This is a genomic window from Amycolatopsis japonica (assembly GCF_000732925.1).
Lineage (GTDB): Bacteria > Actinomycetota > Actinomycetes > Mycobacteriales > Pseudonocardiaceae > Amycolatopsis > Amycolatopsis japonica.
The window spans coordinates 3,061,833-3,075,364 of sequence record NZ_CP008953.1 but is presented as its reverse complement, the minus strand read 5'-3'; the positions used below and the strand labels follow the sequence as shown (position 1 = coordinate 3,075,364).

Below are 13,532 nucleotides of genomic sequence, written 5' to 3'. Positions count from 1 at the left end.
ACTACTTGAATCCGATTTCGATAGAAGTTCTCACGTTCGCACACTTGTTCGATTCCCTGGTATTCTTGTGGGGTGTCCGGACAACGTATCCTCGAGCCGCCGCGGGAGTTGTGGCGTGCTGGTGCGCGGGAGCTGGCGCATGGTGTGGTGGAGCGGTTGTCGGTGGCGCGGCAGGCGTTGGCGGAGGTCGGGCAGTTCCTGGTCGAGATCGAGTCCCGGGGTCCGATGGAACTGTTCGGGCACGGTTCGACCGCGGGTTGGTTTTCTGAGACGGCGCGGGTCAGTCCGAACGAGGCCCGTGACACCGTGGCCCGGGCGTTGGCGGTGAACGAGAGCCGGAACCTCGACGGCACCCCCGCCCCGGCGTTCGCGCCGATCGCCGGGCCGCGGCGGCGGAGGGTGACTTGGGGCATCAGCAGCTGGATCCGATCCTTGCGGTGCTGAAGAAGATCCCGGACGAAGTGTCGGCCGATGACCGGACCGGTGCCGAGCAGATCCTGGTGACGCTGGCCCGTCATGCCGGGCCGCAGGAGATCGCCAATGTCGGCGCCGACCTCTTGGCCCATCTTGACCCCGATGGGAACGAGCCCAAGGATGAGGACCTGAAACCCCCGTCGCGCGAGGTGCATCTGCACAAGCGTGACGACGGGTGGTGGCGGCTCAACGGGCTCCTGGATCCGGAATTCGGGGCCCGCGCCAACGCCCTGTTCGAAACCTGGGGGCAGCGAAGACCCGTCGACGAAGACGGCAACCGCGACCCCCGCACCCCGGGCGAGCGCCATGGGGACGCGTTGTTCGACGCGATCCACTACGCGATGACCAACGACAAAGCCCCCACCCTCTCCGGAGACCGCACCACCGTCGTGGTCACGATCCCGCTGGACACTCTGACCTCGGGGCTGGGGGCGGCCTGCGTGGACGGGGTCGCGCAGATCACCGCCCGGCACGCCCGCATGCTGGCCTGCGACGCCAAAATCATCCCCGCCCTCCTCGGCAGCGAAAGCGAACCCCTCGACATCGGACGCGCCGCCCGCAGCGTCACCCCCGCCCAACGCCGCGCCTTGAACCTGCGCGACCACGGATGCGCGTTCCCCGGCTGCCGGCGAAGACCCAAACACTGCGAAGCCCACCACATACTCCCGTGGGGGCAGCTCGGCGACACCGACCTCAACAACCTCTGCCTGTTGTGCCGCTACCACCACATGGTCATCCACGGCCAATCCGGCTGGACAGTCCACATCACCAACGGACGACCCGAATTCATCCCACCGCAATACCTCGACCCGCTCCAAACACCCCGCCACAACCACCGCTGACACCGAGGAAGCCCGCCGACCAACTTGGCGACGGGCCCTTCGGCATGCGCTCGTTCAGTTGAACCAGGTTCCGAACATCGAACTCTGCGACCGGCCCTCCAGCCGCTTCCCGAGATCGACGGCCTGCGCCTCGGTGAGCAGACAGATGTAGTCGGTGACAGCCCTGGCACACCGAGCCTCCTTATTGCCCTTGAAGGTCCCCTTCGCCTCGTCGTCACGCTTGATGTCACGGTAGATCACACGAAGGTGGATGGGGATCTTCGGACTGTTCGGCGATTTGACCAGACAGGTGAACAATCGATCGAAGAGCGAACCGATTATCCTTTTCTGGCCTTCCTGCTGAATGGCCAACGGAGGCCTGTCGATCACGTAGAACCACGTGAGCTCCTTCAGCGCGGCGACCCGATACTGGCTGTCTTGGTCGACCTCCACAAAGGGTGGTCGGTCGATGAGCCGGACAGCCTTCACGAGACTGGTGAGATGCTTGCTGGTGATCATGTTCATCTGAACTCGGTTCTCACGGGTGTCCCAGCACTGCGACTTGAGGTTTTCGCCGAACTCGTCGACGATCACGTCGATCTGCTCCCGAAAGCGGTATTCGTTGAAGCCGACGTCCTCCTTCAGCCGGCGGCAGCCATGCTTGAGGATGCGCTTCTTGTCGATCGCGAGATTGTGCAAGGGGATCAGCCCTGCCCGGAAGTAGTCCTCGAGGTCATGGGTCGCATAGCTGATGTCGTCGGCCCAGTCCATGAGGATCGCGTTCGCGGACCTCAACTCACCACGACTGGAATCCCTCACCCACGCGAAGTCCTTCCATTCGGTCTGATACGCGCCCCATTTCTCACCAAAGCCACGATTGGTCCACGAAGTCGTGGGCTTGGCCGAATCGCGTGGTTTGAGACGCGGATACTTGAGGACCGCGTTCAGCGTCGCCCGGGTCAGGTTGAGTCCCATGTGTTCCTCCTTCCGTCGGGCGAGTTTCGTCACCACACGGAAGGACTGGGCGTTACCTTCGAAACCTTCCAGGCCTGCGACCTGCCTGAGGCGCTGATCGAGGACCTCCTCGGCGATGTGCCCGAACGGTGGATGGCCGATGTCGTGCACGAGTCCTGCCGTCTCGACGACATCCTCATTCAGATCCGCCCCCTTCGGAAAACCCACGTCCCGCGATCTATAGCGCAGGTGCTGCACAAGTCTTCGCCCCATCTGGGCGACCTTCAGACTGTGCGTGAGCCGGTTGTGCAGCACCAGCTGCTCGTTGACCGCGGCGACCTGCGCCACTCCGGCCAGCCTCCGGAACGCGGACGAGTACAGCACTCGGTCCCGATCTCGCTGATATGCGTCGCGATATGTCCGCCGCTTTTCCACTGTGTGGCGCCGGGCCTCACCGAACGTCCCCTCCGACATGGTCGCCTCCTCGTCGTACCTCAAAGAGCTTCGAAAAGAAGGCGGCCGACACCACAACACCGTTAACGGCTCAAGCGAAAACCCGGGCCATCGGTATTCGTTCGCGACCGAACCGCAACCCCGATCAGTCCACCATCACCAAATCCAGGCCCCGCACCCGTTCCCGGTCCGCGATGACGTCGATCTCGCTGATCTTCCCGTCCACGAAAGCGAACGCGAGCACCACCGAAGGTCGTCCTTCGTCGGCCATCACGAGCCCGACGCCACCGTTCACCAGCGCGAGCTGAGTGACCGCCGCCCGCACCGAAGCGGCCGCCGCGCCGCGAGCCACCACGTTGGCGCCGCGCAGGAAGATCGGCTCGCGCGAGGGGCCTGCAGCCTTGTCCGCGCGGAGGACGACGTCGGGGTGCAGGAGTTCGAGGAGCGCGGCGAAGTCTCCGCCGCGGGCAGCGGTCAGGTAGGCGTCGACGACCTGGCGTCGTCGCGCGAGGTCCGGTTCCGCGGCGATGGGGCGGCCTTGGACCCGGCGCCGGGCTCGGCTCGCGAGTTGCCTCGCGGCGGCCGGGGTGCGGTCGATCAGCGGGGCGATCTCGTCGAACGGGACCGCGAACATGTCGTGCAGGACGAACGCGAGCCGTTCGGCGGGGGCCAGCGTGTCCAGGACCACCAGCATCGCCAGCCCCACCGAGTCGGCGAGCTCCGCGTCGGCGGCGGGATCGACCGCGGAGTCGGCGGGCTCCGAGAACGCGGCGTCGAGCGATTCCTCCCGCCGGTGGTCGCGCGAGCGCAACACGTTCAGGCACACCCGTGCCACCACCGTGGTCAGCCAGCCGCCGAGGTTCTCGATCTCCGCCGCGTCGACGCGGTTCAGCCGCAGCCACGTGTCCTGGACGGCGTCTTCGGCCTCACTGGCCGAACCCAGCATCCGGTAGGCCACCGCCCGCAGCCTGGTCCGGTGTTCCTCGAAGCGTTCCGTCAGCCGATCCACCGTTCACATCTAACAGCCACCGAGATCGTCGGTGAACCGCACGCCCGAAGACCGGTACGACGCGGCCCGGTCGACAGCGGCCTGCGGCGTCAGCACCTCGTTCTTCGCGTAGTAGACCCAGTCCACCTGTTCGAGGTAGGTGCTCGTCCCGCCGCTGTGCTGCGTGAGATCGATGAACCACTGGTTCACGTTGAGCGACATGTTCTGCCGCGGGTACACGTCGAACGGCCCGCCGCGGTCGTGATCGGCCACCAGGGCACCGTCGATGTAGTACCGCACATGGCCGTCGGACACCGTCGCGACGACGGAGCGCCATCCGTCGATGCTGCGGCGCTGGCTGTCGCTCTTGTTCTCGGCGTACCAAGGGTCCGGCGTGTAGGTGTGCCAGCTGGTCTGGAAGTTCACCGGCCCCGCCTCGCCCCATCCGCCGTTGGGCAGGTACTCCGAGAAGTCCAGCTCGCTGTAGATCGGGTCGTTGTCGTAGCGGAGCGGGCTGATCGTGAAGAACGTCTGGTTGATCCGGTCGCCGTCGGGGCCGGACGCCGGCGCGTCGGAGAAACGGATCCGCGCCGCGTAGGTCCCTTCGAAGAAGCGGCGATCGGGCTGCATGATCTCGGTCTGCGTCGTCCCCGCGGGCGTGCCGTCGGTGGTGGAGGCGAGTTGCAGCACCTTGTCCCCGTCCGACGTCGGGAACGTGATGCCCTCGGGCGCCCAGCGCGCGCCGCCGACACCAGGGCCGCCCGCACCGGAACGCACCTGCCAGCCGTGCTCGGCAAGGAGACCGTCGGTGTGCGAGCCGTAGTGGAAGTCGTCGAACAGCGCGCCGCAAGCGGCCGCTCCCGAAGCGGCGCCCGGCGCCAGAGCCAGTGCGGTGACCGACAAGGCCGCGACGGCGGCGGCGCGGAACTTCCCTGAGGTCGACATCTCGTCTCCTTTACCACTGGTCAGTTTCTTTCCACCGTCGCCCGGTGAAGTGGTAAAGTCAATAGGTCTAGACAACTTGTCCACCAGCCAATTCTCCGTGACCACTGGGTAGGCTGTGGTCATGCGGCGAACAGAGGTCAAGGATCGGCTACGCCAGCTCATCGAGCGGCGGCAGCCGGGTGAGGTCCTGCCCTCCGAACGCGCGCTGAGCACCGAAATCGGCGTCTCGCGCCCCACCTTGCGGGCCGCGATCGACGAATTGGAACGCGACGGGCTCGTGGTCCGCGAGCACGGCCGCGGCACGTTCACCGCGCCGCGCAAGATCTCCCAGGACCTCCTGCCCGCCACCGGCGGCGAGCAGTTCGCGCCGCCCGCCGAGGGCCACTGGACCAGCCGCGTGATCGACTTCGCCACCACACCCGCCGGTGCCCGGCTCGGGAAACGGCTCGAGGTCTCCCCCGGCCACACACTGGTGGCCGTCACCCGCGTCCGCGTCGTCGAAGAAGCACCGATGGCGATCGAGCGGATCCTGGTCCCGCGTGATCTCGTGCCCGACATCACGGCCGCGGGTTTCGAATCCGGCTCGTTCTACGAACTGCTCCGCACGCGATACGAGGTCGTGCCCGCGACGGCCGTGCAGATCATCGAGCCGACCGTCACCGACCCCGACGAATCCGGCCTGCTCGGCGTCCCACAGCACTCCCCCGCGCTGCTGTTCGAACGCACCACCCGCGACGACGGCGGCCGCGTGATCGAGTACACCCGCTCGATCTACCGCGGCGACCGCTACCGGATCACCTCACACCTGACGTTCGACCACACCTCGGGCTGACTCCGGCGCGCCGGGACGGCCGCGGCCGGAGTCCATGTAAGACTCCCGGGCGATGTACACCCCGTCCGATCTCGCCGACCTGCTCGAATGCGAGCACCGCAGCCTCCTCAACCAGGCGCTGGCCGCCGGCCTGCCGGGCGCGCCGCGGCCGGGTTCCGGGCCGGATCAGCTCGCGGTCACGCACGGCCGCGCGCACGAGGCCGCGACGCTGGACAAGCTGCGCGGCGAGCGGAGCGCCGTCGTCGAGATCGACGAACGAGACCCGGTCGTCGCCGCGAAAGCCACCGAGGAAGCGCTTCGGGCCGGTGCTCCGGTGATCTACCAGGCGGTCTTCCACGACGGCGAGTTCTCCGGCCGGGCCGACTTCCTGATGCGAGACGACGAAGGCCGCTACGAGGTCTACGACACGAAGCTGGCCAGGCACGCGAAGCCCGCCGCGGTCGTCCAGCTGACCGCGTACGCCGACGCCCTGCGCCGGGCGGGCTGGCCCGCCGGTCCGCGGATGCACCTGCTGCTCGGCGATCACAGCACGCGCTCGTTCCGCGTCGACGACTTCCTCCCGCTGGTGGACCGGCTCCGCGCCAGGCTGCGAAACCGGCCGCCGACCCTGCCGGTCCAGCTCTGGGCCGACGAGCGGCCCGCGTGCGGCGGCTGCTCCTACGCCGCGCACTGCGCGAGCGCCCGCGAGGCCGACCGTGACCTTTCGCTGGTCGCGGGGATGCGCGGCGACCAGCGGCGCAAACTCGTCGCCGCCGGACTCGGCACCATCGACGCGCTCGCGGCCGCCGCACCGGAAGACCGGCCGCGCGACATCTCGACGACGTCGTTCACCACGCTACGCGCCCAGGCCGCGATCCAGGTCCGGCAGGACGAAACCGGGCAGATCGCCTACGAGATCATCGATCCGGACGCGCTGGCCGAACTGCCGCCGCCCGCACCCGGTGACGTCTTCTTCGACATGGAAGGCGACCCGTACGCGCTGGCGGGCGAAGGACTGGAATACCTCTTCGGCGCCGTGACAGCCGACGACGGCACGAAGTTCACCCCGTTCTGGGCGCACAACCGGTCGCAGGAGAAGCGGGCCTTCGAAGAGTTCGTCGACTTCGCCACCGCGCGGCTCGCCGAGCATCCCGGCTCGCACGTCTACCACTACGCGCCGTACGAGGTCACCGCGATCAAACGGCTCGCCGCCGTGCACGGAACCCGTGAGGACGCCGTCGACCATCTGCTGCGCAGCGGCGGCCTGGTCGACCTGTATTCCGTGGTGCGCAAGGCACTCCGGGTTTCGCAGCGGTCGTATTCGATCAAGTACCTCGAACCGCTCTACATGCCCGAGGCGCGCGACGGCGACGTCAAGACGGCGGTGTCGAGCATCGAGGCCTACGAGGAGTACCTGACGCTCACCGCCTCCGGCGAGACCGAGCACGCGGACGAGGTGCTGCGCGGGATCAGCGACTACAACGAATACGACTGCGTCTCCACCCTGCGGCTGTTCGAGTTCCTGCACAAGATCCGCGTGGACGAAGGGATCGCGCTCGCCGAGCCGCCCGAAGAGTCCGATGTGGACGCTCTGCTCCGCCAGACCGAGGAGGACGTCGCCGCCCAGAAGCGCGCCGAACGCGCGGCGCAGCTGGCCGCGCTGGTCGATCCGCTGCTGGACGGGCTGCCCGACGATCCGGCCGAGTTCACCGGCGAGGACCGCGCCCGCGCGCTGCTGGCCGCGTCGGTCGGCTATCACCGCCGCGAGACGAATCCGGCGTGGTGGGAGTACTTCCGCCAGCTGGCCGCCCCGCTCGGCGATCTGGAGACCGACAACGCCTGCACCGTCCCGATCTCGTTGGAGGCCGGGGAATGGGTGCCACCGTCGGGCCGGGTCCGCAAGGCGAAGCGTTCGCTCGTGCTCCGCTGCGACCCGGACCGCCCGCATCCCTTCGCCCCCGGCGACGACGTCCGCCTGCGGTACGGCGCGGCCGCGCGCGACGCCAAGGTCGTCTCGGCCACCGCAGTCGAACTGACCCTCGAAGAAGGCTGCCCGCCGGACGAGACCACCGCCGACCGGCCGGTCGCGGTGCTGCCCGGGAGCCCGGTCCGCCCTTCCCCCAAGGACGACGCCGTCGCGGACCTCGCCCGCCTCGTCGTCGACCGGCTGCCGACGCTGCCCGCGCATCCCGGCGTCGATCTGCTCCGGCGCACGACACCCCGGCTTCGCGACGACAAGACCCTGCCCGAACCCGGGACCGACCTGGTGAACACGGTGATCGAGGCCGTCGAGGCGCTCGATGGCTCCACGCTCGCCGTCCAAGGCCCGCCGGGTGCGGGGAAGACCTATCTGGCCGGCAGGCTGATCGCGAAACTCGTGCGCGCGGGCAAGACGATCGCTGTCACCTCGACCAGTCACAAGGCCGTGGAGAACGTGCTGTCCGCCGCGCTGAAGAACGCGCCGGACCTGCCGTGCGCGAAACGCGCCAAACGCACTCCGGATCCGGCCGCGCCGTGGGAGCAGCCGAAGACCAATCCCGCGCTGGTGAAGTGGCGCGAGGAGCACGACACCGGTCATCTGGTCGGCGGGACAGCCTGGACGTTCGCGAACGCCGCGATCCGGGAAGAGCCCTTCGACCTGCTGATCATCGACGAGGCTGGCCAGTTCGCCCTCGCCGACGCGCTCGCGGTGTCGATGTGCGCCAAGAATCTCCTGCTGCTGGGCGATCCGCAGCAGTTGCCGCAGGTCGTGCAGGGCACGCATCCCGCCGGTGCCGAGGCGTCCGCGCTCGGACACCTGATCGGCGAGGCGGACATCATCCCGGCCGAACTCGGGTACTTCCTCGACGAGACCCGGCGGATGCATCCGGCCGTCTGCGCGCCGGTGTCACGGCTGTCCTACGCGGGCCGCCTGCACTCGCATCCTTCGGCCGCCGAGCGCGCGATCGACGGCGTCGAATCGGGCCTGTACCTCGCCGAGGTCGACCACCACGGCAACACGACGCGGTCGGTCGAGGAGGCCGAGGCGGTCACCGCCCTCGTCACCGAACTCCACGGCCGCGCCTGGACCGATCACGGCGAACCCCGGCCGCTCGGCGACGAGGACATCCTGGTCGTGGCGCCGTACAACCTGCAGGCCAGGGTCGTCGCCCGCGCGCTGGACGAGGCCGGGCATCCCGGTGTGCGGGTCGGCACGGTGGACCGGTTCCAAGGCCAGGAGGCGCCGGTGGTGATCACCACGATGACCTCGTCCTCGGCGGTCGATCTGCCGCGCGGCCTGGACTTCCTGCTCTCCCGGAACCGGCTCAACGTGGCGCTCTCGCGGGCGCAGGCGCTCGCGATCGTGGTCTGCTCGCCGCGACTGGTCGAGGCCGACATCCGCACGGTCGACCAGATGCGGCTGGTTTCGGGCATGCTCGGGTTGATGACCGAAGCCGTGCCGTGGCACGCAGGACGGAGTGGACGATGACCGAGAAGGACCCGGACAAGGAAATCCTCGACGCCGAGATCGTCGACGAGTCCCCGACAGCCCCTGTCGAGGTCCCGGAGCCGGATTACAGCGAGGGCGGCGTGCCCTCGTTCGATCACGTGCGGGACCGGATCGAGCAGCGGTACACGACCTCGCTGGGCTCGACCGAGCTCGCCGGCCTCGGCGGCAAGGAAGACGTCGCTTCGCTGGACAAGAAGATCGCCGACCGCGACAAGGCCGCGAAGGACAAGCTGGCCGAGATCCGCCGCGCGATGCGGGAGCAGTGAGCTAACCCCAATGCGGTGATCCTGCTTTCACCGCGATGGCCCGCGCCTTCCGGTAGTGCCCGGCGGCGGCTTCCGGCAGGTCGAGTGCTGTGGCCAGGTCACCGAGATACCACGCGACCGGGCGGAGGGTGAGCATCCCGCTCCCGGCACCGGCGATCTCGCCCTCGGCGGGCAGAAGCTCTGCGTACAGGCGTTCCATCGCCGCCTGGTCGCCGAGTTCGATCGCGACCACGGCGTGGAGACACGTGCGGGCTTCGAACAGCAGATCCCGGGGCGAGTCCGGGATCGGGAGTGCCGGGCGGCACCAGCTTTCGTAGGCGCCGTAGCTCTCTTCCAGCGCTTGTGGTGGCAGGCCGCGCTGGAGCCGGTCGCAGAACAGGGCGAGCGCGAGGATTCCGTTGTCCACTCCGGACATGGCCGTTCCGGCGAGCCCCGCCGCCGCGGCACGATAGGCGGCCGCCCCGCCGGGGCCGGTCATCGCGGTCCGCATCGCGCGGTACCACCGGGTGAACACGCCCACGAGCGGCAGGCCGTACTTCTCGCCGAGTTCGTCGGCCGACACGGCGTGCCGGTCCGCGGCGGCGAAATCCGCGAGCGCGCTCTTCGCCTGCAGGAGCACGAGATGTCCGAGCACCTCGAACGTCACCAGCCCGTGCCGCGAGGCGAGGTCGACCAGTTCGGCGCCGATCGCCGCCCGCTCGGGAGCGAGCCCCGCGCGGTCGAAAGACTGCAGGAACCGGGCGTTGAGCGCGAACGAGAGCAGCGCCGGGTCTTCGAGCTCTCGGGCGAGCGTCTCGGCTTCCCTGGCCGCCTCGCGAGCCCGCCGTCCGCCCGCGTTGCGCAGTTCGACGGCGAGCGTGGCCAGCAGACGGCACCGCTCGGCCCGCCGTTCCTCCGGTAGCGCGGCGAGAGTCCGCTCGACGGCGCCCGCGATCCGGGACGCGAGCTCCCTGTCGTCGCTTTCGGTCCAGATGGCGGGAACGTCGAAGGCGCCGATCACCCGCGCGGTCAGCAGCGGATCGTCCAGCTTTTCCGCCAGTTCCAGCGCTTCGGCCCGATGCCGCCGCGACCGGCCGAGGCCGCCGGCGATGGCCGACGCACGGGCCACGCCCATGATCAGCTCCAGCCGCTCTTCCGGGTCGGAGCCGCCGGATCGGTCGTACGCGGTGAGCGCTGCTTCCCAGAGCCGAGCCGCTTCCGTTGGCGCGAAACGACTTTCGGCTCGTTCCGCGGCTGCCCGCGCGTAGCGTGCGGCCCGGTCGCCATGCTCCTCCGACAGCAGGAAATGGTGCGCCAGCGCGTCGACGTCGTCCGGGCGAAGTCGTTCCAGCGCCTCGGCGATCCCACCGTGCTCGCGGGCCCGTCGCGAACGCGAGAGGTCGTGATAGAGCGTGTCCCGCACGAGCGCGTGCGCGAACCGGAACCGGTTCGGCGCCCGCTCGGTCAGGATCCCTTGCCTGGCCGCGACTTCCACCGCGTCGAGCGCGGTTTCCCCCACCAGGGCCTCGAGTACGTCCAGATCGACGTCCGTACCGAGCACCGCCGCGCGCCGCACCACACCGCGGACCTCGTCCGGCAACGCGTCCACCCGGTGCCGGACGACGTCGCGGACTCCGGGCGGCACCGCGGCCAAGGCGGCAGGCCCTTCGGCGGCCAGCAGGCGGGCGAGTTCGCGGACGAAGAAGGCGTTCCCGCCACTGCGCCGATGGATCACCGCGGCGGTCTCCGGCTCGATCTCCTCCCCGGTCGTGGCGCTGACCAGCGCGGCGATCTCGGTCTCGGGCAGCCCGCCGAGATAGATCCGCGCCGGCTCGTGGCGTGCGGCCCGGCCGAGGAAGTCGGTCAACCGCGCGGGCGGGTCGGTGCCGCGATAGGTCGCGACGATCAGCACCGGCTCGCTCAGCACCGAGGTCAGCAGCGCCAACGTCTCCTCGCCCGCCCAGTGCAGGTCGTCGAGGACGAGCAGCAACGGTGTCACGCCGGAGAGGTAGGCGGCGACCGCCCGGTGCCATCGCCAGCGCGCGGCCAGGGGATCCTCGGTCGCCGGATCCGCGGCCGGTGACGCGCCGTACCCGGCCTCGGCGAGGGTCGCGAAAATCCGGCTCCAGGCGTAGGCGGGCGGCGCGCCCTCGTCGTCGGGGTTGCTTCCCCAGGCCGTGGTCCAGCCGCGCGCGGCGAGACGGCTGGAGAACGCCTCGGCGAGCGCGGTCTTCCCCACCCCCGCCTCGCCCGACACGAGCACCAGTCGCGACTCCGCCGCTGCTTCTTCGAGCCTCGCCAATTCCGCGTCTCGCCCGATCAGCGGCCGCTCGGGGGTCTCGGGCACGGACTGCTCGAGCCGGGCCGCTTGCGCCAGAATGTCGGCTTCCAAGTCCCGCAGGCCTGCGCCGGGATCGATGCCGAGTTCGTCGGCGAGCCGTTCCCGCGTGGTGCGCAACACCGCCAGGGCGTCCCCTTGCCGTCCGGAGCGATAGAGCGCCAGTGCCAGCAGCCGGGAACCGTTCTCCCGCAAGGGATACTCGCGCACCCGTGGTTCCAGCTCGGGGACCACTTCGGCGGCGCGCCCGAGCGCAAGCAGGGCCTCTGCACGAAGTTCGCCCGCCAGCAACCGGAGTTCGGTCAGCCGGGAGACCTCGCCGATCGCCCAGCCTTCCTCGGCGAACTCGGCATACGCGGGGCCGCGCCACAGCGCGAGCGCGGTGTCTACTTGAGACAGTGCCGCGTCCGCCCGGCGGGCGTCGAGGAGCTCACGGGCCGTGGCGACGGCGGCCTCGAAGTCCCACGCGTCGACGGAATCGGCGCGCAGGGCGTAGCCGCGGGCGACCGTGACGAGCAGCCGCGCGGGCTCACGGGGCGCGCGATCCGGTTCCAGCGCGCGGCGCAGGGCACCGACGAAGGTCTGCACCGCGCCGACCGCGCCCTCGGGCGGTCGTTCCCACAGGTCGTCGACCAGTCTTTCGACCGGCACGACCCGGCCGCGGGCGATCAGCAGCCTGGCCAGCACCGCGCGGTGTCGCGGCCCCTTGAGCCCGACCTCGCCGCGCGCGTCCTCGGCCACGAGCGGGCCGAGCACCCCGAACCGCATCGTCACCTCCTTCACCGACGGTGATCATCGTGCCCCGGCCGCTCGGTCGTCGCTGACCGGGTGCTGATTCGGGCCGGCAACGCTGGCGGTCGTCACGGAACGACCAGGAAGGTACCCATGCGCATCACCGGATTCGACTACCAGCGTGTGCCCGTCGCGGACGGCGTGGCACTGGACGTCGCCGTCGCCGGGACGGGCAGCCCGATCGTGCTGCTGCACGGCTTCCCCCAGACCCACCTCATGTGGCGGCACGTCGCGGCGGATCTGGCGGCCGACCACACAGTCCTCTGCCCTGACCTGCGAGGATACGGCGAAAGCGACAAGCCCGCCGACACCGGCGAGACCTACTCGAAGCGGTCGATGGCGGCCGACGTCGTCGCCGTCGCGAAGGCCTTCGGCCACGATCGGTTCGCCCTCGCCGGGCACGACCGGGGCGCGCTGGTGGCCCTGCGGGCCGGGCTCGACCACGCGGACAAGGTGAGCCATCTCGCGATCCTCGACGTGCTGCCGACACTGGACATGTGGGACGTGCTGCACGGCGCCGGCGCCGCGGTCGGCTTCCACCTCTACCTGATGGCCCAGCCGCCCGGACTGCCGGAACAGCTGATCGCGGGCGCGCCGGACGCGTTCTTCGGTCACTTCCTCGACGCGTGGGCGCGGAACGGCGACGCGATCCCCGCCGACGTCCGTGCCGCGTACCTGGAGGCGTCACGGAACGCGGTGCCCTCCATCGTCGCCGACTACCGCGCGTCGGCGGGCATCGACGTCGAGCACGACGAGGCGGACCGCGCGGCCGGCAACCGGCTCACGATGCCGCTCACCGTGCTTCAGCAGGACTGGGGCGCTGTGCTCGGGTACGACGCCGTCGCGCTTTGGCAAGCGTGGGCGACGGACCTGGACCACCGGACGGTCACGTCGGGTCACTTCATGGCCGAGGAGTCGCCCGCGGAGGTGGCGAAGGCGCTTCGAGACCTGCTCACGCGTTAGAAGGCGCTGGTCAAGTGAGCGGCGGAGGGGTCACGAGGGTTTTGGGTTGTTCTATTGAGGGGTAAGGCAAACGTGGCGTAGAGGGTCACCGCGCTCTGCCGGGTCCGTGGAGGCCTTCTTCTCCCTGGGCAGGAAGGGGCTTTCGCAGGTTTCCGCCTGTCGAACGTGTCGCGAAAGCCACTTTTGGGACATCAGGCGTCGCGAAAGTGGCTTTCGCGACACGGGCGCCGGTGGCGAGGTGGCCGGCGCGGGCGAGTG

The 13,532-nt window shown here is 69.5% G+C and carries 8 protein-coding genes and 1 pseudogene; 5 read left to right on the top strand and 4 right to left on the bottom strand.

Features of this window, described 5'->3' with window-relative positions:
• Nucleotides 1-72: 72 nt before the first annotated feature.
• Nucleotides 73-1,316 (top strand): annotated as a pseudogene (locus tag AJAP_RS14560) (DUF222 domain-containing protein).
• A 54-nt stretch (nucleotides 1,317-1,370) separates the two neighbouring features.
• Here AJAP_RS14560 and AJAP_RS14555 read toward each other — a convergent pair.
• From AJAP_RS14555 to AJAP_RS14545, 3 genes are all read right to left on the bottom strand, one after another.
• Nucleotides 1,371-2,723 (bottom strand): deoxyguanosinetriphosphate triphosphohydrolase family protein, encoded by a 1,353-nt coding sequence (locus tag AJAP_RS14555; RefSeq protein WP_084098148.1) that lies wholly within the window; start codon nucleotides 2,721-2,723, stop codon nucleotides 1,371-1,373.
• A 124-nt stretch (nucleotides 2,724-2,847) separates the two neighbouring features.
• A complete protein-coding gene (locus AJAP_RS14550) occupies nucleotides 2,848-3,711 on the bottom strand; it encodes a sigma-70 family RNA polymerase sigma factor (RefSeq protein WP_038511718.1) in 864 nt (287 codons plus the stop codon).
• A gap of 9 nt (nucleotides 3,712-3,720) precedes the next feature.
• Nucleotides 3,721-4,635: a glycoside hydrolase family 16 protein gene (locus AJAP_RS14545; protein WP_038511715.1), complete on the bottom strand. Its 915-nt coding sequence runs from the start codon at nucleotides 4,633-4,635 to the stop codon at nucleotides 3,721-3,723.
• Between the two features lie 121 nt (nucleotides 4,636-4,756).
• Here AJAP_RS14545 and AJAP_RS14540 point away from each other — a divergent pair, with 121 nt between their 5' ends.
• From AJAP_RS14540 to AJAP_RS14530, 3 genes are read left to right on the top strand one after another with little or no spacing between them, the layout of a single operon-like run.
• Entirely contained in the window at nucleotides 4,757-5,467 is a 711-nt protein-coding gene (locus AJAP_RS14540) for a GntR family transcriptional regulator (RefSeq protein WP_037348275.1), read from the top strand.
• Between the two features lie 52 nt (nucleotides 5,468-5,519).
• Nucleotides 5,520-8,915, top strand: coding sequence for a TM0106 family RecB-like putative nuclease (locus AJAP_RS14535; protein ID WP_038511712.1), 3,396 nt, complete (start codon nucleotides 5,520-5,522; stop codon nucleotides 8,913-8,915).
• Nucleotides 8,912-9,202 carry a hypothetical protein gene (locus tag AJAP_RS14530; protein WP_038511708.1) on the top strand — a complete coding sequence of 97 codons (291 nt, stop codon included), beginning with the start codon at nucleotides 8,912-8,914 and terminating at the stop codon, nucleotides 9,200-9,202. The genes AJAP_RS14535 and AJAP_RS14530 overlap by 4 nt, the downstream gene beginning before the upstream one ends.
• Before the next feature lies 1 nt (nucleotide 9,203).
• Here the strand turns inward: AJAP_RS14530 and AJAP_RS14525 are convergent, their stop codons facing one another.
• On the bottom strand, nucleotides 9,204-12,287 hold the full coding sequence (locus AJAP_RS14525) for an AfsR/SARP family transcriptional regulator (RefSeq protein WP_038523020.1): 3,084 nt from the start codon (nucleotides 12,285-12,287) through the stop codon (nucleotides 9,204-9,206).
• 117 nt (nucleotides 12,288-12,404) lie between these two features.
• Here AJAP_RS14525 and AJAP_RS14520 point away from each other — a divergent pair, with 117 nt between their 5' ends.
• Nucleotides 12,405-13,274, top strand: a complete 870-nt coding sequence (locus AJAP_RS14520; protein ID WP_038511705.1) for an alpha/beta fold hydrolase — start codon at nucleotides 12,405-12,407, stop codon at nucleotides 13,272-13,274.
• Nucleotides 13,275-13,532: the final 258 nt, after the last annotated feature.